This is a genomic window from Prevotella denticola (assembly GCF_900454835.1).
Classification (GTDB): Bacteria; Bacteroidota; Bacteroidia; order Bacteroidales; family Bacteroidaceae; genus Prevotella; species Prevotella denticola.
Map to the genome: position 1 here is coordinate 707,448 of NZ_UGTM01000001.1, position 23,098 is coordinate 730,545.

Sequence of the window (23,098 nt, forward strand, 5' to 3'; positions counted from 1 at the left end):
GTCAATCCTTTCTATTTGCTTTGATCATTTCCTGTAGATCACTAAGTGTAAATTTCTTACGGAAAGAAATAGTTATATCGGATTCCTTATATCCCATTGAAGTGAAAACAGGTACAAGCTGACGTGCTGCACTTGCCTGTGCCTGTTCGATAATACCCATCTGTGGTATGGCATCAATGATCTGCCTCCTGCCTTGTGCTTCATAACCAGTCAGTTCGGCATCCGTGAAATTTTGACGGGTCAGCGCAACGTACTGTTTTACATCTTTATGGTCTATTTTTGTTGATGTCAGTATGATTTTGGGGTCGGGTAGGGTGATGACAAGCTGTTTCCCTGTTCGCTTTATGTTTTTATCGCTGAAGCCTAACATATCTATATAAGCCTTGAGGGTGGCATCCATGGGGATTGCTATGCGACGGTCTCCCAGAGGGAGATTCACACTGAATTCATGTTTCATGAACGAGCCAGAGACCTTCATCTTGTCATCGTGTGTGATGATTTTGTGAATGTGATATTCTGTGGTATAGAGACGGGAGCATTGCTGTACCTGTGTCACCAACATAGGAATCGTGTCTACGTTCTTTGATGTTGAATCCTCTGTCTTTTGTCTGTCTTTACAGGCAGATGCTACCAATAACGGGAAGAGTAGTAGGATGGTGATTCTCTTCATACTTATTCTGTCTTGTTTGAACACTGCAAATTTAAATAAAAATATTGAATCATGCCATAACTTCCCTGCCGAAACTGTCTTTCCCCTGGGAGACAGGAAACCCGTATGAGCAGTCTGTTTCATCCCAGAAGTCCATAGGATGCAGAAATGTTTGGGAGGTATGAAAGCGGATGCAGAGAGAACCGGACTTCACCTTCTGGGCTGTTCTATGATATTCTGGTGCGAATACAACAACCGCCAAAAACTGTATGTTTCCTTTTTCCCGATTTTGTTTTGATTTCTCGTTTTTTTAGCCTATCTTTGCGTTTGCTTATACGGAAAGTATCAATAAACCAAGATGAAACAGGAAGACGATATCAAGAAAGCGATTGACGTGATGAAGAATGGCGGAATAATTCTTTACCCGACGGATACGGTGTGGGGTATAGGTTGTGATGCAACGAATGCAGAAGCTGTGGCAAAGGTCTATGCGCTGAAACGCAGGGATGACTCCAAGGCACTCATCTGTCTCGTGGATTCGGATGACCGTCTGCAGCGTTATGTGCGCAGTGTGCCCGATGTGGCCTGGCAGCTTATAGATGCTGTGGACAAACCGACAACGTTGATTCTTGACGGTGCGGTGAACCTTGCGGAAAACCTGATAGCTCAGGATGGATCTATCGGGATGCGCATCACGAAGGAACCTTTCTCACATGAGCTTTGCTATCGTTTTCAGAAAGCCATTGTAAGTACATCGGCAAATATCAGCGGTGAGCCGTCAGCACAGAATTACTGCGACATCTCACAGGAAATTATAGACGGGGTTGATTATGTATGCGAGTCAAGACGTCAGGAGCACAAGCCGCATACTCCATCAAGTATTGTGAAGCTGGGAATTGACGGACAGGTAAAAATTATAAGGAAATAATTGATCAGACAGATGGAGGTATCTGAAAGATTGGGAATTATATCTCGGGTGGATACTTGGAGAAAGAAGCATATCTCCGACCGTGAACTGGTCCTTGTACTTGCGTTTGCAGTTGGTTTCCTTGCTTCACTGGCTGCTTATGTCCTTCACTTTATTATCAAGCAAATAGAGGAACTGGTGACTTCCGGCTTTCAAGTTACGACCATAAACTGGCTCTACCTCATCTATCCTGTCGTAGGCATCTGGCTGACGAGTCTGTTTGTAAAATATGTCGTACGTGATAATATCTCACACGGAATCACACGTGTCCTTTATGCTATTTCCACAAAACAATCAAGGCTGAAACCGCACAACACCTGGTCATCCATCGTTGCCTCTGCCATAACCATCGGTTTCGGCGGTTCTGTAGGAGCCGAGGCTCCTATTGTGCTGACAGGCTCGGCTATAGGCAGTAACCTTGGGAAAATCTTCCATTTAGACAACCGTACGCTCATGCTTCTTGTCGGATGCGGGGCAACGGCGGCCGTATCAGGTATCTTCAAAGCTCCGATTGCCGGTCTGGTATTCACACTCGAAGTGCTGATGGTAGACCTGACCATGGCTTCGCTCTTGCCTATTCTCATAGCTTCGGTTACAGCGACCTGTTTCTCTTACTTATTCACAGGAGGGTCGGCAATGTATCACTTTCAAATGGATTATCTCTGGGGACTCGACCGTGTTCCGCCGACAATCCTGCTGGGTATAGCCTGCGGATTTCTCTCCCTTTATTTCATGCGCATGATGTCGTGGTGCGAGAACGGCTATGGGAAGCTGTCTTCCAGGCCTTATCTGAAACTCCTTGTCGGGGGACTCGTGCTCTCGCCGCTGATTTTCCTTTTTCCATCACTTTATGGTGAGGGGTACAGCAGTCTTGGGTTATTCATTGAAGGGAAGACCGAAGCCGACTGGATGCAGGTGATGAGCGGATCTATGTTTGCAGAAAAGACAAATTTTCTCGTACTTTACGTCGGACTCGTCATGTTGACAAAGGTTTTTGCGACAAGTGCTACAAATGGTGCCGGCGGGTGTGGAGGAACTTTTGCTCCTGCTTTGTTCATTGGCGGCTTCGGTGGTTTTTTCTTTGCTCGCCTGTGGAACATACAGCAGTTAGGTGTTTATGTTCCGGAGAAGAACTTCACGCTTTATGGCATGGCCGCCGTCATGGCTGCCGTCATGCATGCACCGTTGACTGGCATCTTCCTCATTGCCGAACTGACGGGGGGATATCAGCTTTTCATTCCACTGATCATCGTGACCATCAGTTCCTACCTTACTATTAATATCTTCGAGCATCACAGTATATATGCTGTCCGTCTGGCAAAACAGGGGAAACTTCTTACGCATCATACAGACAAGTCCATTCTTACCCTGATGAGTATGGACAAAATCATCGACCGTGACTTCACATCGGTTGGCCCGGATATGGAGATGGGGCAGCTCGTCCATGCGCTCAGTGCCAGCCGGAATGATTACATTCCCGTCCTGAATGAAAGCGGAAGTCTTTTGGGAGAGATAGACATCAACAAACTGCGGTATATCATTTTCCGGACAGAACTTTATCACCGGTTTCATGTCAGCCAGCTTATGACACCGCCTGCAGCAACTCTGGGAGCCGGTGACCCGATGGAAGATGTGATGAAAACCTTTGATCGTACGGGAGCACAGAATCTGCCTGTCGTGAGTGTGGATGGTCGGTTGATAGGGTACATTTCCAGAGCACGCCTCTATAGTATGTACCGGCAGTTGGTGGCAGATTTCAGTGCAGAATAAGCTCACTTCTTGGGGCAAAGGATGGAAAGTCCGACCCTTTACCTGCCTGCGAGGAAGTGCAGCTTAGAGAGGGTTCCTCTCTGTTTAATCATCAAAGAAAATGAAAAAAGAAAACATACGAATCGTTTTCATGGGAACTCCAGAGTTTGCTGTGGAAACATTAAAAGCATTGGTAGAGTGCGGCTATAATGTTGTTGCCGTCGTAACCCGTCCGGACAAACCTGTCGGCCGTCATCAAGACAGACTGCAGCCGTCTGCAGTAAAGCTGTATGCTGTGGAGAAAGGATTGCCGGTACTCCAGCCTGAAAAGATGAAAGATCCTGCATTCGTTGAGCAGCTTTGTTCTTTCAAAGCCGACTTGCAGGTGGTCGTAGCTTTCCGTATGCTGCCGGAAGTAATCTGGTCTATGCCGCCATTGGGTACATTTAATGTCCATGCGGCTCTGCTGCCGCAGTATCGTGGTGCAGCCCCGATAAACTGGGCAGTCATCAATGGGGAGACGGAAACTGGAGTGACGACTTTCTTTCTTGACAAGGACATTGACACCGGGAGAATCATTCTGCAGAAGCCGTTTGAAATACCTGATACAGCAGATGTAGAATATGTGTATGATGGGCTGATGCGTCTGGGTGCGGAAATTGCCCTTGAAACGATCAGTCTCATCGCCTCCAAGCTGCCGGAAGAAAATCTGGAGAGTATGGACTTCGGACACATTCTTGATGAAATCAGTACTCCCCAGATGTTTTTAGGATCTGAGCTTCATTCTGCACCCAAGATATTCAAGGAGACGTGTGAAATCTGCTGGAACCAGAACTCCAGGAATATTTATGACTTCGTACGTGGTCTCAGCCCATATCCTGGTAGCTGGAGTAAACTCCATATCATAGAAGGAGAGGTGGACAAACCGCTGGTGTTAAAAATATTCAAGGTTTCCAAGACCAATCGTCCCTGCATGGGTCGCTGTGGCACATTCGTCGTTGAGAAAACCCGCCTTTATGTCAATACTGCTGATTTTCTTCTGGAACTTCTTGATGTGCAGTTGTCAGGCAAGAAGCGTATGGATGTATGTTCTTTTCTCAATGGATTTAAAGAGATAAACAAATACAGATTCTGATTTTTTATTTTTAAGTCAAGTGAGCATGGAGTGTAGATAATCGTTTCGAATAGCATTCGATATTAATGTTTATCATAATCTCTTTTACCTGAAAGGCGTGTGCGGGAGGACGGACGGGCGGTCCGCAGCGGCTCCCGGCACGGCCCGGACGAGGACGTGCCGGGAAGGTCCGGAGCTTCCCGGCACGTCTATCGGGCTGGAATCCCCGCAGATCATTCCGGCCTGTGCCCATAATCCCAGAACGGGACACGGCGGCGGCAACGGATAGCTGCGGACAGACAGCATCAGGCCTGCGTTGACATCCAGGATCCCTGACGGCCGGCGACTCCGTCCGCGATGTCTGTGAACCTGTTTCCGGCACCTCCGGATTCCGTCCCTTGACGCACATGGAACTCCGTTCCGTCAATATTATTACAAGGTCCGGGCCGTAGACACGACCGGTGTCTAACGACAACACGATATGTGACTCACCGACAACACGGTATGTGACGGGTGTCAACACGTTTTCATGAGCAAGTACTTAGTGCTGGAAAAAGCCGGGATGGAGATTCATACGGAACCCTACTTAACGGGGTCGATACGATGCCATCTGGCTGGAAGGCATGGAACTATATTTGCATTCGTCCAAGGACAGATTGTCGGACTGTTGACAGTCGGAGTTATCCTTTGCCAGTCTGGAACAGGTCTTGTACACCTATATCTTCTTGATGACCTTACAGGGATTGCCTGCTGCCAAGACACCGCTTGGAATGTCATGTGTCACGACCGATCCGGCACCGATTGTGGTATTGTCGCCTATCGACACCCCCGGCACAACGACGACATTACCGCCGATCCATACGTTGTTGCCCACGTGGATGGGCAGAGCGTATTCTATCTTCCTGTTCCGCTGTTCTACATCAAGAGGATGACCGGCAGTGTAGAAAGAACAATTGGGTGCAATAAAGACATTATCACCGAAGGTCACCTTGGCCTCATCAAGAATCACGCAGTTGGTGTTGGCAAAGAAGTTCTCGCCCACCTCTATATTATAGCCATAGTCGCAGAAGAACGGACCAACGATAAACATCCCCTCACCTGCCTTGCCGAACAGCTTCCGCAGTCGTTCCATACGCTCCTCCCTGCGTGACGGTGAAATCCGGTTGATTTCGTAACACTCGCTCTCACAGCGGTAAAGGTCTTTCAACACCTCAGGGTCGCTGGCCTGGTAAAGCATTCCTTTCTGCTGTTTTTCTTTCTCTGTCATATTCCTGGCTTTAGTGTTTATATCGACAAAGGTACGAATCTTATTCCAAAGAAACAGAGATTTTTATTCATGAAAAAAATATTTTAAGGAGGAGAAGTGTGAAAAGAATGAAGTTTTTTTGTATTTTTGCGACAATGATTTATCTATCTATAATATGTAAAGGAGAGAAGACATGAACATGATAACTTATGAATTCATACTGAGGCTTTTCATTGCAGCCATGCTGGGCGGAGCCATCGGGCTGGAACGGGAATATCGTGCCAAGGAGGCGGGATTCCGGACACATTTCCTCGTTGCGCTGGGCAGCGGACTGTTCATGATTCTGTCACAGTTCGGCTTTGACGGTGTGCTGGGACATTACGAACAGGTGTCACTCGACCCGAGCCGCATCGCCTCTCAGGTGGTGACAGGCATCGGATTCATCGGCGCAGGAACCATCATCTTCCAGAAGCATGTGGTAAGGGGACTGACCACGGCAGCGGGTCTCTGGGTGACATCAGCCATCGGCATGACCGCTGGTGCAGGCATGTACGTACTGTCCATCGCTACGACCGTCCTCGTGCTTCTTTGTCTGGAGGCACTCTATTTTATCCTCAGACACTTCGGCACACGCAACATCACTGTAACCTTCAGTACGCCGGAAGAGGCCTCTATCCAGCAGCTGCTCCAGCGGCTGCGTGAGAAGGAAGTTGTCATCGACTCCTACGAGATGCAGCGCAAAGATACTTCTTCCGGACATTTTTATGCCGTGACGATGGAGATGAAGCTCAAACGCAACCGCTACCAGAATCATCTGCTCAACTTCATGACAGAGTTCAAAGAGGTAACGGTAGAGACAATTGAATAGGCCGATTTTTACAGACCTGTAAAAAACATAAGACATGGATTTCGACAAAAAAGAGTATGACACCCGGCGGGCAGAACTTGTCCGGGTGCTGGAGCATTCGGTCAGACAGCTGACATTGCCTGAACTGGAGGCTCTTTACTATGATCTCACAGCAAGGGGTTATATACGAGAATAGGAAGAGAGGCAGCTGATGGACAAGTGGAACAGAGAAATACTCCGTCTTGCAGTACCCTCCGTCATAAGCAATGTGACGGTCCCGCTGCTGGGACTTGTAGACCTCGCGGTCGTCGGGCATATCGGAAATGAAGCCTATATCAGTGCCATCGCCGTCGGCACGATGATTTTCAATGTCATGTACTGGCTGCTGGGCTTCCTGCGGATGGGAACGAGCGGCATGACCTCGCAGGCCTTCGGACGGCATGATGGCGGAGAATGCCTGGCTATCCTTGTGCGCACACTTCTTTTGGGGATAGGCATAGGACTGTTCTTTATCGCGGTACAGCAGGAAATAGAACGAGGGATGTTATGGCTGATGAACACGCCGGAAGCCTCATGGAATCTTGTCAGTACGTATTTCCGGATTGTGATATGGGGCGCCCCTGCCATGCTGGGACTGTATGGCCTGACAGGCTGGTTCATCGGCATGCAGGACACACGGACGCCGCTGCTGGTTGCAGTGCTGCAGAACGTGGTCAACATTCTCGCCTCGCTGTTTTTTGTCTTCATACTGGACTGGGATGTCAGCGGTGTCGCTGCAGGGACCATGCTGGCACAATGGACAGGATTTTCCGTGTCCCTTTCGGAGGCATACCGCCGGATGACAGTCCAGACAGAAGAGTTTGTCCTGTCTGGCGGAAAGGGAATCGGAATGCGACTGCGGGCAACGCTCAGGCATGTACTGACAGTGAAGAGAGCATGGGGCGAGTTCTTCCGTGTGAACAAGGATATCTTCCTGCGGACGCTTTGTCTGGTGGCTGTAAACTTCTTCTTCACATCTGCAGGTGGAAAACAAGGGACCATGATGCTGGCCGTCAATACACTTCTGATGACGCTGTTCACGCTCTTCTCCTATATGATGGACGGTTTTGCCTATGCTGGCGAAGCACTGGCCGGCAGATATCATGGTGCTGGTGACAGGGCGGGACTGCATAAAATCGTACGCCGTCTGTTCGTCTTCGGAGTCATTATGGCATCGTTGTTTACAGCCGTGTATGTCGCAGGCGGAGCTGGATTCCTGCATCTTCTCACAGACGACGCAGCAGTCGTGGCATCAGCACGCCCCTATCTGCTCTGGGCTTATCTGATACCGGCAGCAGGAATGGCAGCATTCATATTGGATGGTGTCTTTATCGGTCTGACAGCTACCAAAGGCATGTTGTTCTCGACGGCAGTGGCAATGACAACATTCTTCCTTGTGTACAGTCTGCTCCGGAACTGTCTGGCCAATGATGCCCTGTGGATAGCATTCCTCTCGTTTCTCTTCATGAGAGGTGCGGCTTCTTCCGTATGGGCATATCGTTATTCAACTTTATTTTAGCTCAAAAGGAAACCAACATGAATATTATCTGGATAATTGTGTTTCTCCTGACTCTTCTGTCAGGCTGCGGATATGTAAGCTGGCACGTTTGGCAGCTTCTGCCACTCACTGTTGCCGGAAAATGGATTGTCACAGGAGCTATGCTGCTGTCCATCGTCTGTCTTTTCACCAACTTTATCTTTGGACTTGACGACAAGCCCATGCGGGTTGCCGTAACATTATACGAACTGGGCAACTCTTCTGTCTTCATCGGCTTGTATCTGTTGATGCTGTTCCTGGTACTCGACCTGGGGAGAATGGTTCATCTTATCCCCCGTTCCTTTCTTTACAACAGCTGGGCAGGAACGGTGTCCGTCGTGGCTATCATGACCGGTCTGTTTGTCTACGGATATCTGAATTACCTGCACAAAGTGCGTGTACCGCTGGTATTGGAGTCCTCCAGACATCTGTGCCGCCAGCACCGGCTGGTGATGCTGAGCGACCTGCACCTGGGCTATCATAACCGTGCAGATGAGTTCCGGAAATGGGTGGACAAAGTAAATGCAGAACAGCCAGAACTTATCCTTGTTGCCGGTGATATCATCGATGGCAGCATCCGTGCACTGGCCGACCAGAATATGGCGGCAGAGTTCAGAAGACTGAAAGCTCCCGTCTATGCCTGTCTGGGCAACCATGAATATCTGAGCGGTGAACCACAGGCCAAGAGATTCTATCGAGAGGCAGGTGTACATCTGCTGGTTGACAGCCATGCTCTGGTTCCTCTGGCGGGCGGAGACAGCCTTCTTGTTATAGGCCGCGACGACCGGACGAATAAGCAGCGCACCACTTTGCAGGAACTGATGAAGTCCGCTCCACGAGGCTATTATACGATACTCCTGGATCACCAGCCCTATCATCTGGAAGAAGCACAACAGTGCGGTATTGATTTCCAGTTCTCCGGGCATACGCACTATGGGCAGGTGTGGCCTGTCAGCTGGTTAGAAGACGTCATCTATGAGGATGCTTTCGGGCCGTTGAGAAAAGGGCGCACAGGATATTACGTATCATCGGGAATAGGCATCTGGGGTGGAAAGTTCCGTATCGGGACACGGTCGGAATATATTGTAGCCGAACTCAAGTAAGCGGGACTCTTCGAAAGAGCGTATCAGACTATGCTTCCCGGCCTGTCTGATACGCTCTTTCTTGTTTGTCTTTTCGTAAACCGGTCCGGGTAGACCGGGTTCAGTCCATCAAATTGTTTGGCAGCTACCGGGAACTGTCAACGTGCATTCAGTGTCTGCCTGACGGCCTGCTCTCTGTGCGTTATCTGCACCTCTATTCCATATTTTTCATTGAGATGTTCTGCAAGATGCTGTGCACAGTAGACTGAACGGTGTTGTCCGCCCGTACAGCCGAAACTGAACATCAGGTCGGTGAAGCCACGCTGTATGTAGCGTTCCACATGATGGTCGGCCAATCTGTAGACAGGTTTGAGGAAGTCAAGTATCTCGCCGTCATCCTCCAGAAAGCGGATGACGGGCTCGTCCAGTCCCGTGAGTTTCTTGTAAGGCTCGTACCGCCCCGGGTTGTGTGTGCTCCGGCAGTCGAAGACGTATCCCCCGCCATTGCCTGACGTGTCCTCCGGAATGCCTTTTCTGAAAGAGAAGCTGAACACACGTACCACCAGCGGCCCCTTGCCGTCATACTTGGAGAAAGTGGCGGGTCCGTCCAGCGGATTGGCCTTGTATATGTCTTTCTCGGCAATCCGGAAACCGTCTGCCCTGTTGGCTGCAGGTTTCTCTATACGTGCAAACTGCGGCAGCTGTGTAAGCCGGCGCAGCATAGTCATCATATACGGATAGGGGAAGACACCCTCGCCCAGTGCTAGAAGGTCGCGCAGATTCTGTATGGCGGGGGGGATGGAATCGACAAAGTGTTTCTTCCGTTCAAAGTAACCGCGGAATCCGTATGCCCCCAGCACCTGCAATGTACGGAAAAGGACAAAGAGAGACAGCCGGTTGACAAAATGCCGCTTCGACGGCACCTCGGTATAATTCTTCAGACTCTGATAATAGTCGAACACCAGCTCCCTCCGCAGCTTGAAGGAATATCTGGCACTTGCCTGCCACAGGAAAGACGCAAGGTCGTAATAGAATGGACCTTTCCGTCCGCCTTGGAAATCGATGAAGAAAGGATTCCCCTTCTTGTCCAACATGACATTGCGTGCCTGGAAGTCACGATAGAGGAAGGCATCCATCTTCTCAGAGGTCAGGTCTTTGGCAAACATTCGGAAATTCGCCTCGAGCTTCAGCTCGTGGAAATCCAGCTCCGTTGCTTTCAAGAAGCAGTACTTGAAATAGTTCAAGTCGAAGAGCACGCTCTCCTGATCAAACTCCGGCTGCGGATAGCAGTTGCCGAAGTCAAGTCCGCGGGCACCTCTCAGCTGTATGTTCGGCAGCTCCCGGATTGTACGGCGAAGCAGTTCCTGCTCTGCAAGATTATACCTTCCGCCGGCTTCACGTCCACCCCGGATAGCCTCGAAGAGCGAGGTGTTGCCAAGATCGGACTGCAGATAACATATCTCATCTTCCGATACAGCCAGCACGTGCGGTACCGGAAGCCGCCGTTTTTCGAAGTGTCTGGCAAGATAGACAAAGGCATGGTTCTCGTCGCGGCTCGTCCCGATGACACCGATAACGGAATCGCCTTCCCCATCCGTCAGCCTGTAATATGTGCGGTTGCTGCCGGCTCCTTCCAGTTTCTCTGCACTGACCGGCTCGATGCCTTTCCAGTTTTCATATAACTCTAACAGTCTTTCCATATTCTATTCTTTATGTGACCTGTTTCCGGGCCGCTCCCGATATGCCGCCGGGAGTACGGACGTTTCCATGCCCGTATGCTGAGCATGACATACTTCTCCCCTACCCGACACCTCCGGAACGTGTACTCACTTCATGAAACAGGTGAGGCTTAGTCCTCCAGCTTCTTTTTTATCTCGTCTGCCTGCTTTTCTCCGCGCTTCTTGTTGTCGTACTGACGCAACAAACCGTCTATCAGCAGCAGAATGGCCAGGATGCCGCCTGTGACAAGCAATGACCTCGTAAGATAGTAGATGCCCCCGATAACGACAAAGAGCACAGCAAATTCTTTCCAGTTAATCAATCGTTTCATGCCACAAAGTTAGCGAAAAGATTACAGATAAGGATTGAAAGCAGTGAAGTTTTTCAGGACGGAGACCATTCTTTCCGGCCCACCGGATTGCAGACACCCTCTGACTGCATACCAACTAACGCCTACTTGCATTCCGATCAGGACTTACCTGGGTGCTTAACCGGTGATGTGTCGATGCCCATCACTTATGGAGTTGTCGGTAAACACCAGTCGTGTTGACGGCCCGCTCCTTGCGATGATATTGCCGGGACGGGGGCAGCTTGCAGCTGGAGAAAAGCCGTACCGGCAGTACTTGTCTGATCAGAGGGGCTTATCTCTCTGAAAACAATGCGGAACTGTCAGTTTGAAAGAAATCACACATGGGGAATTATGCTGTTTGAGTTTTACCGGACAGCATTAATTGACTGTCTTTTCCCGACACACAAAGGCATAGCCAGCCAGAGACCTCATCGATTCCAGGAAAATCCTTTCCTGACAAAAACAAAGACGAGATGTCGGGGAAAACGGCAAAAAACGCCCATACAGCATATCCGGATCAAGCCAGACAGCTGTATGGGCGGTTACAGACTACATTTCAGACAGAAGATTTACTCGGCCTTCCCACCGGCTGGGGCAGACTTTTTTTTCTTTTTTGCAGCAGGATCCGTGGCAGCTTTTCTGGCGGCAGAGCCCGTACGGGAAGACTTCCTGACCGGTTTTTTCTTCTCCTTTTCTGCACGCAGACGGTCTTCCTCTTTCTCCAGGGTTTCGACCTTTGCCTGCAACCGGGAGATTTCCTTCGATTTCATCTCAAGCTCTTCACCCTGATTACGGATAGTAGTAAGCAGACCATCCAGCTCTTCATTGTCTATCTCGGCAGGATAAAGGCTGTTGACACGGTTCAGGAAATCGCCCAGCACATTCATGTAATTGGTAAAGGCATCGAACGGACTTGCATAGATGCCACGGTCCATTCCCACACGGGAAGGCTTGGTGGACATGAAACGGAAGTTGTCGCTTGCCTGCAGGTAATCCCAATCTTGGTTGATACGCGGGTCGTTGACAATGCGTACACGGTCGGCAACACTATAGAGTTTGTTGAATGCTTCGCGCTGCATCGGATTACCCAGCCAGGTGCTCACATCACGTTCTTCATCCATCCAGCTCAATGTATCGGGTACGTCAAGACTGTCGACGCTCTTCAGCTTCATGCAGATTTCAGACGGAGTAGAGAAGGTGATACCCCGCTGCCTGGCACATGCCGGCCATGCCTTGAAGAACTCGAGGATGTTACTCGACAGAGGCTGCTCGATACCGAGAGCCGACAGGTTCATGAAGATGCCGATTACCTGCTCTTCCTCCGGGAGTGCCGCAATCTCGTCCATATATGTGTCGGCAAACAATGGATAGCCTTCCCAGTCGGAATTGTTGAAGCGGAGCGAAATGTCATCACTCAACTTCACGTCGCGCAACAACAGTTTCAGGTTCGGATCAAGCGCACAGTTATAGACGTAATGCGGGCTCTTCCAGCCCAGGACATGCTTTGCTCCTTCGGTCAGCATACCTTTGAAACCCATCTGGGATGCCAGCAGTCCGATTTCATCACTGTAGATAAGTGAGGAATTGCGGAGCACTTTCGGTGTCTGACTGAAGTACTCTTTGATTTTCTTTGCCTGACGCTTCACCTCTTCTTTGAAACTCTCTTCATTGGCAAGAGAAGCCAGACCATGGGAATAAGGCTCGGCAAGGAACTCCACGCAGCCGGTGCTGTTCAGTTCCTGCAGCTTCTCAAGTACCTGTGGAGCGTGAATTTCAAGCTGTTCAATACCCACGCCCGAGAGCGAGAAAGTCACCTTGAAGGTCTGTCCGCTCTCCCTGATCATCTGCAACAGAGCATCCAGAGCCGGCATATAGCTTTTCTCGGCGATTTCAGCTATAGTACGTTCGTTTTCAAAGCTGTCATAATAATAATGGTCGGTACCGATGTCAAAGAAGCGGTAACGTTTCAGGTGGATTACCTGGTGTATCTCGAAATATAAACAAATTGTCTTCATTGTCGTTTTGGTTTTATAGGTCATTAGTTTCCTTTCATTCAGATTCTTATTGCCAGCCCAATGTACGGAGGTAAAGCTCACGGATCCATGCGCCGACCTTCTCCCATGTTATCTGGTCAACCTCTCGCTTTCCTTCAACAGCGAGGTAATCGAAGAGGCTCTCGTTGTGACAGATGGAATACATCGCATCTGCCAGTGCATGGATGTCCCAGTAGTCTACCTTGATACAGTTGTCCAGAATCTCTGCGCATCCACTCTGCTTGGAGATGATGGTCGGCGTTCCGCACTGCATCGCCTCCAAAGGCGAAATACCGAACGGCTCGCTGACGGACGGCATCACGTAGACATCTGAGGCCTTCAGGCATTCATAGACTTCATTCCCGCGCATAAAGCCGGGAAAATGGAAGCGGTCGGCGATGCCCCGCTCGGCAGCCAGATAAATCATCTGGTCCATCATATCGCCCGACCCTGCCATGCAGAAACGCACGTTACGTGTACGGTGAAGAACCATGTTGGCAGCCTCGACAAAGTATTCGGGGCCTTTCTGCATCGTCAGTCGGCCGAGGAAAGTGACGACTTTTTCCTTTCCCTTATGGTCAGGACGCGGTATTCCGGCAATCTCCTGCTTCAGCGGATAGACGGCATTGTGTACCGTGAAGACCTTACGCGGGTCCTGGTGATACTGGTTGATGACGGTCTGGCGGGTTAGTTCTGACACACACATGATGCAGTCGGCATTGTCCATGCCGTCCTTCTCGATGCCATAGACCGTCGGATTGACCTTTCCACGAGAGCGGTCGAAGTCTGTGGCATGGACATGGATGCACAGCGGTTTGCCCGATACCCGCTTGGCATGGATGCCGGCAGGATAGGTCAGCCAGTCGTGGGCGTGGATGATATCGAAGTCGAATGTGCGGGCAACGACACCGGCAATAATCGAATAGTTGTTGATTTCTTCATGCAAATTCCCTGGATAACCGCCGGCGAAGTCCATCGCCCCGAGGTCGTTGACGTGCATGTAATTGAAGTCGGCATAGATGTGCTCACGCAACTTGAAGTACAGTTCCGGCGTCATCAGATTGCCGAGACGGTCTTTCACATAGTCATAGCCAAGTTCACGATAGGCGATGGGTACATGATCCATTGCCACAATGTCAGCAAACGTGTGGTCCTCATCACCGAAAGGATGCGGCAGGCAGAGGATTGTCTCGACATCCCCTTGTGCATGAAGTCCCTCGGAAATACCAAAGTTGGCAGTAGCCAGACCGCCATATACATGAGGAGGATACTCCCATCCAAACATTAAAACTTTCATATAGGTTCCTCCATTTTAATATTTATACTTCTCAAGTAACTCCAACGTACGGAGCACCTCGGCGACATTCATGGCAAAGGAGATGGCTCCACGGCCACTGAACGGCGGGTTGCCGTCGAAGAGTTCGGGCAGTGTGCTGAGACAGTGATTGAACATTTCGTCTTCATACCCCACTAGCTGGCGTTCGACGAAACTCAAGCGTGTCTGTTTATAGAGCTTCAGACAGGCCTCAAGATAGAATCCTCCCAGCCATGGCCAGGCTGTTCCCTGATGATAGGCAAGGTCGCGCTGTGTCTGCGGCCCGACGTACATCGGGTTGTACCCACCGCTCTTCGGAGAGAGAGATCTCAGTCCCTTCGGTGTAAGCAGTTCGCGCGTACAGACATCCAGTACGCCCCTCCGCTGCTTCTGGTCGAGCGGAGAATAGTCAAGTGCCACGGCGAATATCATGTTCGGACGCACGCTCCAGTCAATCATCCTGCCATCCACATAATCGTAAAGATAACCGTACTCGTTCAGGAAAGTACTGACGAAAGCCTCCTTGCATCTTTCTGCGAGTACTTCAAGTTCTTTCGCATGTTTCTCTTTGCCGCCCTCCCGCTCCATTGAAGCTACGAAACAAAGGGCGTTATACCAGAGTGCATTGAACTCGACGATATAACCTGTACGTGGAACGACCGGTTTGCCGTTGTTTGTAGAGTTCATCCATGTGATGGCCTCTCCCTTGGCATCGGCATAGAGCAGGCCATTGTCATCCATCCGGAGGTCAGGATGCCTGTCGGCAGCGATATAGTCAATGATGTCATGCAGCAGGGCACCATAGAGTTCCAGACAACGTGCCTTGCCGGCCTCCTTGGCATATTGCTGTATAGCCCACACACACCACAGCGGTACATCCGGCTTCTCCATCTCATAGATGTTGACGCTGAGCGGCCTGCCCTCCATGAATTCACGCAGTCCTTTCCCGGCAGTCTGCATTACCAGTTCGAAATAGTCCTGCTCCTCAATGCTCAAGGTAAGTCCGGGGAGAGCGATGAACTGGTCACGTGCGCGGCACTTGAACCACGGATAGCCGGCAAGAATATAACGTTCGTCATTCTTTGAACGGTTGTGGAACTGATGGGCGGCATTGACAAGACAGTGGAAGAAGTTGTCACGTGGGCTGCGTGACTTGACCTCCGTATCAAACAATTTTTTCAATGAAGAGGTGTCGCTTTCTGTCGTCGATGCGGCGAAGACGATACTCTCACCCTTGCTGATGTTCATTTCGAAATAGCCCGGAACATACAGGTCTTCATTGGAGGCATAACCTCGTTCCTGCTCCTTCGGGTATTCCAGTCCACGGTACCAATAGGGCTCGAAGTGGAATGTGTTCTCTTTCGAGAACTGCATGAAGAGTGAAGGATAGCCGGCATACATACGGGTACTGATGCCGTTGTCCACCTCATTGTACGAACGGTCAGCAACGGAATTCTCATGCGTGAACTGCCGTACACTGCGGAAAGCAAGGAAAGGACGGAACTGGAGGGTCGTCTGTGAATGTGCCTCCATCAGGGTGTAGCGAATCAGAATGCGGTCTTCATAGTGCTGGAAAACGACTTCCTTCTTCAGCAGCACACCACCGACCCGATAGACTGTTGTAGGTACGGTGTCACAGTCGAACTCGCGGATATACTTATGTCCCTGCGGACTGAAGTTGTCGCCCTGATACTTATGCAGGCCAAGGTTGAAGGCGGCCCCATGCTGGATGACCGTAGGGTCAAGCGAGCTGAGCAGTACATGGTTGTCGTCGTCCAGTTCCGGAACTGGCACGACAAGCAGCCCATGGTACTTCCGGGTGTTGCAGTCGACGATGGTCGAACAGGAATAGGCTCCCGAGCGGTTGGTCCGCAACAACTCCCGTGGAAGCGAGTCCTGAAGATTGGTCATCAGAGCCTTTTCAAATTTTAAGTAGCTCATGTCTTAAAAGGTTTTATGTTCTGTTGTTTGGTTCCAAGTCGAAAGAAGGTCGTCATGCGACTAAACTGTTTGGCTCTCCAAAGATACGAAGAAAAAATCAAAATAAAGTCACAAAACACATATATTTTTCCATTGCTGTCCGATTAAAATTAAATAGCATGATTTTCCATACGGAATCTACTTTGAACAGTCAATTCTGTATTGTTTTTAGGAAAGTCCCCCTCATCAAATAAGTTTCGTCAGCTTTTTAACTGCACTCCCAGCGTCATATTGTCAAGGTGTTGAGTGCTCACACGACTGGTGTTTGCCAACACCACCACACGTGGCTGGCATCAGCACGTAGGCTGGAAACAGGAAGACTGGCCTGTCTCTCTCAATATACTATATATCAAGGAGTTAATGAATAATCTATACAGGGGATAGTATACCAAACAGCTATATTTTTTTTCATTCTCAACAAGGTTGAAGGCTCCATGCAGTGGGAAATCTCAGCAGTCCATCAAGGCATCGGACATCAACGGGCAGGAATTCAATCCGGTATCAGGAAATTCACCACCTCCTTCTCTACGTTGATCTTACAGTCTCCGACCGGAGCAGCGTTCAAAAGCCGTCCGTCCACACTGACAGGTGTATGTGGCTCGACCCTCAGCGTAAGCTCACCTGTACGGTAAGGGCGGACACTCCGATGTGTCAGGATCTTCCCACGCAACAGAAGATAAAGTCCCTCGATGATCTGCATCGTCTTAGGTCGGGATACGACAGACACATCCAGCAGTCCGTTATACGGAACAGCATTGGGTGTCTGTCCATAACCTGATGCGTTTCCGATACAGACGGTCATGATGCGGTTCTTGATCTTTTCGGTATTGATATGGAGGTGCATGAGGAAGTCCACCCGCTGGAAGAGAAGCAGGAAACAGGATAGTATGAAAGACAGCCGGCGGGATACGAACAGATGGCGGGTACGGCGGCGGAGGCTCATGATGGTTGCAACGAGACCGAAGTTCACACAGTTGAGGAAATAACGTCTGCAATGTTCATTCTTCCTGTTCCGGTAACGGATACAGCCTATATCGATCTTCCTGACACGCATCTTGTCGAGCCATGCAACCGTCTGCTCTATCTTCGACTCGTCGAATCCCCAGAAATGGGCGAAGTCGTTCAGAACCCCGTTCGGAATCACTCCCAGTGCAATGCGATCACGCTCTCCCGGCTCCATGAGCATCAGACAGTTGACCGCATCGTTCAATGCAGAGTCTCCACCGAAGATGATAATCGTGCGATAACCATTGTTTACCAGCATACGTACCAGCCGTTCCACGCTCCGGGGATTCTCGCTCTGTACCATGTCATACAGTATGTGGTGCGATTGCAGACAGCGTTCTGCCTGTTCCCAACGCTTCACGGGATTGCCAAGCAACCCACCTTTCGGACAATAAACGATGCCCCATCTGTCTTCTTCTACCATAAGTTCAATATTTCTTCTATCTTCGCATTCATCGGCAGTCCGGCATTGAGCCAGTGTATTGCAAAGCCACGCCGTTCCATGCCGCGAAACCATGTCATCTGCCGTTTCGCAAACTGGTGGATGGCTATTTCAAGCTGACGGAACATCTCCTCATAGGACAGTCTGCCGACAAGATACTCCGTGACGAACTTGTATTCCAGCCCGTAATAAATCAGGTCGTCGGCAGGGATGCCACGCTTCAGGAGTCCGTCTATCTCATCCACCATACCCGCTTCAAGCCGGGCTTTCAGCCGGTCTGTTATCTTGCGCCTGCGCTCCTCACGGTCAATGTCCACACCGATTATCAGCGATTCTATGGGCGGGCACGGCCGCTCCTCCGTCGGCTTTGTGAGGTTGTACGTCTCAATCTCTATGGCCCGGACGGCTCGTTGACAGGAGTCCACATCCGTCTTGTTGTGCATGACAGAGTGATTCTTTGCCTTCAGTCCAGCCAGCAGCTGTGTCAGTTCTTCAAGCGACTTGCCCTCCAACGACTTTCTCAGTTCCGGATTCTGTGGCACCGGAGACAGACTGTACCCTTTCAGCACCGCTTCTATGTAAAGCCCTGTCCCGCCACAGAGAATAGGCAGTACTCCCCTGTTCCGCATATCTTCATAACAGTCGAGGAAGTCCTGCTGATAACGGAAGAGATTGTACTTCGTCCCTGGCTCACATATATCTATAAGGTGGTAAGGCACGCGATGCCCATCGACCGTATAGTCGGCCAGGTCCTTTCCCGTGCCGACATCCATGCCGCGATACACCTGCCGGCTGTCTGCACTGATGATTTCTGCGCCGAGCCGGCCGGCCAGGTGTGCAGCAAGGCTGGTCTTACCCGAAGCCGTAGGGCCGAGTATGGTTATCATCCGGCCTGCAACAGTCTTGCCCATGGCCGTACATCCACCTGTATGTTCGTCCTTCATGCCACAAAGATAACAAAAAAATCCCTGCCGGCAAGTCGGCAGGGATTAATATTTTATCCGTCAATGTCTCTCTACGCAAGAGAGAATTGCAGATTTACTCCTGTAAAGGTATTACTTCAGCTCTGCGAAGTACTTGATTGTACGAACCATCTGAGAAGTGTAAGAGTTCTCATTGTCATACCAGGATACAACCTGAACCTGATATGTGTCGTCGCTGATCTTGCTTACCATTGTCTGGGTAGCGTCGAACAGAGAACCGAAACGCATACCGATGATGTCGGAAGAAACAATCAGGTCCTCGTTGTAACCGAAGCTCTCTGTAGAAGCAGCCTTCATGGCAGCATTGATACCCTCAACGGTCACGTCCTTGCCCTTGACAACAGCAACGAGGATAGTTGTAGAACCTGTCGGAGTCGGAACACGCTGTGCAGAACCGATCAGCTTGCCGTTCAGTTCAGGGATAACGAGACCGATGGCTTTGGCAGCACCTGTTGAGTTAGGAACGATGTTGCAGGCACCTGCACGTGAACGACGGAGATCACCCTTGCGCTGTGGACCGTCGAGAATCATCTGGTCGCCGGTGTAAGCGTGGATAGTTGACATGATACCTGACTGAATTGGAGCGTATGCGTTCAGCGCAGCTGCCATAGGAGCCAGACAGTTGGTTGTACAAGAAGCTGCAGAGATAATCTTGTCATCAGCTGTCAGGGTCTTGTGATTGGTGTTGAAAACGATGGTAGGAAGATCGTTACCTGCCGGAGCTGAGATAACCACCTTCTTGGCACCAGCCTTGAGGTGAGCAGAAGCCTTCTCCTTTGATGTGTAGAAACCAGTACACTCGAGTACAACGTCTACCTTGTTGGCAGCCCATGGACAGTTTGCAGCATCCTTCTCAGCAGAAATCTTGATTTCCTTACCATCAACGATGATAGAGTCATCTGTAGCCTCTACAGTGTGCTTGCCCTCACCGTACTTGCCGGCGAAGCCACCCTGAGCGGTATCATACTTCAGCAGATGAGCAAGCATCTTAGGACTTGTCAAGTCGTTGATTGCAACAACCTCATAACCTTCAGCCTCAAACATCTGACGGAATGCGAGACGACCAATACGGCCAAAGCCGTTAATAGCTACATTTACCATTTTTTAACTTAATTTATTTATAAAAGTTCATAAAACAATTTTCTTTTTACCTCCTTATAGAAACATTTCCTTTGTTACGATTGCAAAGATACAATTTTTTTTTTATTTTTGCAGACGCTTTGCGTATTAAATATTATAAAAAATGGCTCGTTTCATCCACAAGATGATGAGACTGTGACACGACGAGCCTTGTTTGCAAACTCCATGTGCCAAAAGGAAGAATGTTAAGGGGGCAGACGACAAGAGAGACGTACAAAATCAACAACATAAATAATATGAGCAAACTTATTCAAGAATTCAAGGATTTTGCTGTAAAGGGTAACGCTGTTGACATGGCAGTCGGTGTAATCATCGGCGGCGCATTCGGCAAAATCGTTTCATCCATCGTCGACGACATCATCATGCCACCCATCGGATGGCTCATCGGCGGTGTCAAGTTCACTGACTTGAAATTCACGCTTCCTACTGTTGACATTCCTGGTGTCGAGAAGATGGAAGCTGCCACCATCAACTATGGCAACTTCCTTCAGACGACATTCGACTTCATCGTCATTGCCTTCTGTGTTTTCCTCCTCGTAAAGGGTATCAACAGACTGTCAAAGAAGAAAGAGGAAGAGGCTGCCGATCCGGCACCAGACCCGAAGCCGACAAACGAGGAGAAACTCCTCACCGAGATACGCGACCTGCTGAAGAAGCAGTAGACACCGTAAATGTCAAAAACCACAGGGCAACAAGGAGGTGTGTCAAAACTTAGAATTCAGAAAAGCCTCCTTTCACATTGACGGTCTCAATCTCTCATAAATATCAGAACAACCGCTATCATTGGGTTATCAACTCCTTGGTAGCGGTTATTCTTTGCAATGATAGCTGTCTTTAGTGGAGATCAAGTTTTGACATATCCTCCTTTTCCATTCATTTCGGTCGCATCTGCAGAACCAATGGCAGATGGTCACTGAAGCCGTTGTTATAGCGCATGCCATTATAGTTGCGACGTGGCTTTACCCCTCCGTACTTATCGTCTTCCTCCAACAGAAACGCCGCGTCATGGACATGACAGCTGATGACCCATGGGCACAGATTCTCGCTCACAAGAATCTGGTCCAGACTTCCCCACGCTCCGTGGTAGCGATAAGTACCTTTGGCTCCGTTGTTCCCATGTGCCCGTGCAGATACGTTTACGAATCCGCGGGTACATAAGAGTCGGACAGAGGGACTGTCGGCATAATCATTGTAGTCGCCCATTACCAGGATTCTGGGGTCAGCATACAGACTGCGGAGGGAATCGACCGCCTGGCACAGCAGTCCTGCCACATACAGCCTGAAAGGTCGGGAATAACGTTCGCCTCCCATACGGCTCGGTGCATGGAGCAGGAAGACGTGCAGCGTATCGCCGTTTTCTATCTCTCCTTCCACGTGCAGAATATCTCGTGTAGGACGCATATCCGCCATTGGAGCAACATGTATCGTATCGGCTTTTATCAGCCGGAAAGAGAAGGGCGAATAGAGCAGTGCCACGTCAATACCACGTCTGTCGTCCGAAGCCGTCATTACATATTCGTAGCGGGCCTTGCGAAGAAGAGAACGGCGGGTAAGGTCAAAGAGCACACTGTCGTTCTCCACTTCGCACAAGCCCACGATGTCAGGCAGATGCCAGCCGCTGCTGTCCTCGCCACAGGCAATGATGGTCTGCCCCGTTCTGTTCAGCTTCTCCCAGTACTTGGTACGTGTCCAATGGCGAGGGGAATCGGGCAGGAACTCATAGTCATTCTTCAATGTATCGTGCCGAGTATCAAACAGGTTCTCCGCATTCAGTTCTACGATGGTCAGACGGCTCTGGGCTGCCGACGGCACGGAGAGCAGCGTGAAGACGAGGATTAACAACGTGCGCATAAAGGTATAGGTTTTTGATAAAAGATAAAAGTTCCCCATTGGGAGTTCATGGAATAAAGCCATTGCCATTATATCCGTAAAAGAAGACTGAGAAAAGAGAAACAGTTTGGCACAGCTTCTTCAGTTTCCGACAGCCGCATCAGTTTTTCACGTGCCTGCGGATTTTTGCAAGATAGGCCTCCATGCCCCCGGCATCCTTGTTGTCGATAATCTGCAGCAGCTCCTTCAGTTCCGTGCGTATCTGTGCCACCTGGTCATGCGTGTAAGGATTGAAGAGAATTTCCTGAAGCAGGTAATCATCCTCGTTCAGTACTCCTTTCGCAATACGCATATGCCGTTTGAAAGTCGTGCCCGGCGCATCCTGGTGCTTCATCACGGCAGCGAAGACAAAGGTAGAGACAAACGGAATGCTAAGCGAGTAAGCTACCGTCCTGTCGTGTTCCTCAAAGCTGTATTCGTAGATGTTCAGGTCCAGCCTTTGATAGAGGTCCTTGAAGAATATCCTTCCCATGTAATCACCCTCGCTGATGATGATTGCATTCTCTTCGCTCAGCTGGTTGAGATTGGCAAAGGTCGGACCGAACATCGGATGCGTAGACACATAGGGGTGTCCGCATTGACCGTACCAGTCTTTCAGTCCCGTCTTCACCGAACTGATATCAGACAGGATACAGTCCTCCGGCAATACCGGCAGCACTTCTTCAAAGGCAGGTATCGTATATTTCACCGTCACCGCATTGATTACAAGTTCCGGCTGGAAGTTCTCCACTTCATCCAATGCCGTAAACCTCTGACAGTTATATGTAAAACGAAGGCGGCGTGCATCTTTCTCGTACGCAGCTACTTCGTGGTCGAAACTAAGCAGGTCGATGAAGAAACTTCCCATCTTTCCTGCACCCATTATCAGTATTTTCATATTCTTTTATTGGTGTCCGATAAAACTTTAACAGCATGATTTCCCATGCGTAATCTCCTTTAAGCAGGCAGTTCCTCATTGTCTTCGGAAATGTAAGCCTCCCTGACCGGATAAGTTGCGCTGGCACAGTTCTTT

Annotated in this window: 20 protein-coding genes; 8 read left to right on the forward strand and 12 right to left on the reverse strand. The window is 49.8% G+C overall.

Annotation, left to right across the window (positions count from 1 at the left end):
* Window position 1: 1 nt before the first annotated feature.
* The gene (locus DYH27_RS02990; RefSeq protein ID WP_029216457.1) at window positions 2-670 is read right to left on the reverse strand and encodes a DUF4230 domain-containing protein; all 669 of its coding nucleotides are present in this window, start codon (window positions 668-670) and stop codon (window positions 2-4) included.
* Window positions 671-1,007: 337 nt separating this feature from the next.
* On the opposite strand from DYH27_RS02990, the gene DYH27_RS02995 reads away from it, so the two are divergent.
* From DYH27_RS02995 to fmt, 3 genes are all read left to right on the forward strand, one after another.
* Window positions 1,008-1,577 carry an L-threonylcarbamoyladenylate synthase gene (locus DYH27_RS02995; protein ID WP_004354235.1) on the forward strand — a complete coding sequence of 190 codons (570 nt, stop codon included), beginning with the start codon at window positions 1,008-1,010 and terminating at the stop codon, window positions 1,575-1,577.
* Between the two features lie 12 nt (window positions 1,578-1,589).
* Window positions 1,590-3,386, forward strand: a complete 1,797-nt coding sequence (locus DYH27_RS03000; RefSeq protein ID WP_025067635.1) for a chloride channel protein — start codon at window positions 1,590-1,592, stop codon at window positions 3,384-3,386.
* A 100-nt stretch (window positions 3,387-3,486) separates the two neighbouring features.
* Window positions 3,487-4,500 (forward strand): methionyl-tRNA formyltransferase, encoded by a 1,014-nt coding sequence (gene fmt / locus DYH27_RS03005; protein ID WP_025067634.1) that lies wholly within the window; start codon window positions 3,487-3,489, stop codon window positions 4,498-4,500.
* A 694-nt stretch (window positions 4,501-5,194) separates the two neighbouring features.
* On the opposite strand, the gene DYH27_RS03010 is transcribed toward fmt, so the two are convergent.
* Window positions 5,195-5,746 carry a sugar O-acetyltransferase gene (locus DYH27_RS03010; RefSeq protein WP_004354264.1) on the reverse strand — a complete coding sequence of 184 codons (552 nt, stop codon included), beginning with the start codon at window positions 5,744-5,746 and terminating at the stop codon, window positions 5,195-5,197.
* 172 nt (window positions 5,747-5,918) lie between these two features.
* Between DYH27_RS03010 and DYH27_RS03015 the strand changes: the two genes are divergently transcribed.
* Genes DYH27_RS03015 through DYH27_RS03025 form a run of 4 tightly spaced genes read left to right on the forward strand, consistent with a single transcriptional unit; the run spans window position 5,919 to window position 9,251 of the window.
* Window positions 5,919-6,593 (forward strand): MgtC/SapB family protein, encoded by a 675-nt coding sequence (locus DYH27_RS03015; protein ID WP_025067633.1) that lies wholly within the window; start codon window positions 5,919-5,921, stop codon window positions 6,591-6,593.
* Window positions 6,594-6,627: 34 nt separating this feature from the next.
* Complete coding sequence (locus DYH27_RS13360; RefSeq protein ID WP_004354244.1) at window positions 6,628-6,768, forward strand: hypothetical protein; 141 nt, start codon at window positions 6,628-6,630, stop codon at window positions 6,766-6,768.
* A 15-nt stretch (window positions 6,769-6,783) separates the two neighbouring features.
* Entirely contained in the window at window positions 6,784-8,130 is a 1,347-nt protein-coding gene (locus tag DYH27_RS03020; RefSeq protein ID WP_025067632.1) for an MATE family efflux transporter, read from the forward strand.
* A 17-nt stretch (window positions 8,131-8,147) separates the two neighbouring features.
* Window positions 8,148-9,251 (forward strand): metallophosphoesterase, encoded by a 1,104-nt coding sequence (locus DYH27_RS03025; RefSeq protein ID WP_025067631.1) that lies wholly within the window; start codon window positions 8,148-8,150, stop codon window positions 9,249-9,251.
* A gap of 137 nt (window positions 9,252-9,388) precedes the next feature.
* Here DYH27_RS03025 and DYH27_RS03030 read toward each other — a convergent pair whose 3' ends face one another.
* The 8 genes from DYH27_RS03030 to gap all read right to left on the reverse strand — a co-directional run bounded on the left by DYH27_RS03030 (window position 9,389) and on the right by gap (window position 20,157).
* On the reverse strand, window positions 9,389-10,930 hold the full coding sequence (locus tag DYH27_RS03030; protein WP_025067630.1) for a RapZ C-terminal domain-containing protein: 1,542 nt from the start codon (window positions 10,928-10,930) through the stop codon (window positions 9,389-9,391).
* A 149-nt stretch (window positions 10,931-11,079) separates the two neighbouring features.
* On the reverse strand, window positions 11,080-11,280 hold the full coding sequence (locus DYH27_RS03035; RefSeq protein ID WP_013671451.1) for a hypothetical protein: 201 nt from the start codon (window positions 11,278-11,280) through the stop codon (window positions 11,080-11,082).
* Window positions 11,281-11,867: 587 nt separating this feature from the next.
* Entirely contained in the window at window positions 11,868-13,313 is a 1,446-nt protein-coding gene (locus tag DYH27_RS03040) for a glycoside hydrolase family 57 protein (protein WP_004354189.1), read from the reverse strand.
* Window positions 13,314-13,359: 46 nt separating this feature from the next.
* A complete protein-coding gene (locus DYH27_RS03045; protein WP_025067629.1) occupies window positions 13,360-14,628 on the reverse strand; it encodes a glycosyltransferase family 4 protein in 1,269 nt (422 codons plus the stop codon).
* Between the two features lie 15 nt (window positions 14,629-14,643).
* Complete coding sequence (locus tag DYH27_RS03050; RefSeq protein ID WP_025067628.1) at window positions 14,644-16,587, reverse strand: glycogen debranching enzyme N-terminal domain-containing protein; 1,944 nt, start codon at window positions 16,585-16,587, stop codon at window positions 14,644-14,646.
* Between the two features lie 529 nt (window positions 16,588-17,116).
* Window positions 17,117-18,055 (reverse strand): diacylglycerol/lipid kinase family protein, encoded by a 939-nt coding sequence (locus DYH27_RS03055; RefSeq protein ID WP_025067627.1) that lies wholly within the window; start codon window positions 18,053-18,055, stop codon window positions 17,117-17,119.
* Window positions 18,049-19,017: a tRNA (adenosine(37)-N6)-dimethylallyltransferase MiaA gene (gene miaA, locus DYH27_RS03060; RefSeq protein ID WP_025067626.1), complete on the reverse strand. Its 969-nt coding sequence runs from the start codon at window positions 19,015-19,017 to the stop codon at window positions 18,049-18,051. The genes DYH27_RS03055 and miaA overlap by 7 nt, the downstream gene beginning before the upstream one ends.
* A gap of 111 nt (window positions 19,018-19,128) precedes the next feature.
* On the reverse strand, window positions 19,129-20,157 hold the full coding sequence (gene gap / locus DYH27_RS03065; protein ID WP_004354199.1) for a type I glyceraldehyde-3-phosphate dehydrogenase: 1,029 nt from the start codon (window positions 20,155-20,157) through the stop codon (window positions 19,129-19,131).
* Between the two features lie 275 nt (window positions 20,158-20,432).
* On the opposite strand from gap, the gene mscL reads away from it, so the two are divergent.
* A complete protein-coding gene (mscL, locus tag DYH27_RS03070) occupies window positions 20,433-20,858 on the forward strand; it encodes a large-conductance mechanosensitive channel protein MscL (protein ID WP_025067625.1) in 426 nt (141 codons plus the stop codon).
* 211 nt (window positions 20,859-21,069) lie between these two features.
* Here mscL and DYH27_RS03075 read toward each other — a convergent pair whose 3' ends face one another.
* Together DYH27_RS03075 and DYH27_RS03080 are read right to left on the reverse strand one after the other, a co-directional pair.
* Window positions 21,070-22,047, reverse strand: coding sequence for an endonuclease/exonuclease/phosphatase family protein (locus tag DYH27_RS03075; protein WP_029216458.1), 978 nt, complete (start codon window positions 22,045-22,047; stop codon window positions 21,070-21,072).
* Between the two features lie 139 nt (window positions 22,048-22,186).
* On the reverse strand, window positions 22,187-22,963 hold the full coding sequence (locus tag DYH27_RS03080; protein WP_013671444.1) for a prephenate dehydrogenase: 777 nt from the start codon (window positions 22,961-22,963) through the stop codon (window positions 22,187-22,189).
* Window positions 22,964-23,098: the final 135 nt, after the last annotated feature.

What these genes read in the sequence shown, in the direction of transcription:
- DYH27_RS03010 (WP_004354264.1), bottom strand. Translation starts at nt 5,746, where the DNA reads ATGACAGAGAAAGAAAAACAGCAGAAAGGAATGCTTTACCAGGCCAGC.
- DYH27_RS03045 (WP_025067629.1), bottom strand. Translation starts at nt 14,628, where the DNA reads ATGAAAGTTTTAATGTTTGGATGGGAGTATCCTCCTCATGTATATGGC.
- DYH27_RS02995 (WP_004354235.1), top strand. Translation starts at nt 1,008, where the DNA reads ATGAAACAGGAAGACGATATCAAGAAAGCGATTGACGTGATGAAGAAT.
- mscL (WP_025067625.1), top strand. Translation starts at nt 20,433, where the DNA reads ATGAGCAAACTTATTCAAGAATTCAAGGATTTTGCTGTAAAGGGTAAC.
- DYH27_RS03050 (WP_025067628.1), bottom strand. Translation starts at nt 16,587, where the DNA reads ATGAGCTACTTAAAATTTGAAAAGGCTCTGATGACCAATCTTCAGGAC.
- DYH27_RS03055 (WP_025067627.1), bottom strand. Translation starts at nt 18,055, where the DNA reads ATGGTAGAAGAAGACAGATGGGGCATCGTTTATTGTCCGAAAGGTGGG.
- DYH27_RS03075 (WP_029216458.1), bottom strand. Translation starts at nt 22,047, where the DNA reads ATGCGCACGTTGTTAATCCTCGTCTTCACGCTGCTCTCCGTGCCGTCG.
- DYH27_RS03040 (WP_004354189.1), bottom strand. Translation starts at nt 13,313, where the DNA reads ATGAAGACAATTTGTTTATATTTCGAGATACACCAGGTAATCCACCTG.
- miaA (WP_025067626.1), bottom strand. Translation starts at nt 19,017, where the DNA reads ATGAAGGACGAACATACAGGTGGATGTACGGCCATGGGCAAGACTGTT.
- DYH27_RS03080 (WP_013671444.1), bottom strand. Translation starts at nt 22,963, where the DNA reads ATGAAAATACTGATAATGGGTGCAGGAAAGATGGGAAGTTTCTTCATC.
- DYH27_RS13360 (WP_004354244.1), top strand. Translation starts at nt 6,628, where the DNA reads ATGGATTTCGACAAAAAAGAGTATGACACCCGGCGGGCAGAACTTGTC.
- DYH27_RS03025 (WP_025067631.1), top strand. Translation starts at nt 8,148, where the DNA reads ATGAATATTATCTGGATAATTGTGTTTCTCCTGACTCTTCTGTCAGGC.
- DYH27_RS03030 (WP_025067630.1), bottom strand. Translation starts at nt 10,930, where the DNA reads ATGGAAAGACTGTTAGAGTTATATGAAAACTGGAAAGGCATCGAGCCG.
- DYH27_RS03000 (WP_025067635.1), top strand. Translation starts at nt 1,590, where the DNA reads ATGGAGGTATCTGAAAGATTGGGAATTATATCTCGGGTGGATACTTGG.
- DYH27_RS02990 (WP_029216457.1), bottom strand. Translation starts at nt 670, where the DNA reads ATGAAGAGAATCACCATCCTACTACTCTTCCCGTTATTGGTAGCATCT.
- gap (WP_004354199.1), bottom strand. Translation starts at nt 20,157, where the DNA reads ATGGTAAATGTAGCTATTAACGGCTTTGGCCGTATTGGTCGTCTCGCA.
- DYH27_RS03035 (WP_013671451.1), bottom strand. Translation starts at nt 11,280, where the DNA reads ATGAAACGATTGATTAACTGGAAAGAATTTGCTGTGCTCTTTGTCGTT.
- DYH27_RS03015 (WP_025067633.1), top strand. Translation starts at nt 5,919, where the DNA reads ATGAACATGATAACTTATGAATTCATACTGAGGCTTTTCATTGCAGCC.
- DYH27_RS03020 (WP_025067632.1), top strand. Translation starts at nt 6,784, where the DNA reads ATGGACAAGTGGAACAGAGAAATACTCCGTCTTGCAGTACCCTCCGTC.
- fmt (WP_025067634.1), top strand. Translation starts at nt 3,487, where the DNA reads ATGAAAAAAGAAAACATACGAATCGTTTTCATGGGAACTCCAGAGTTT.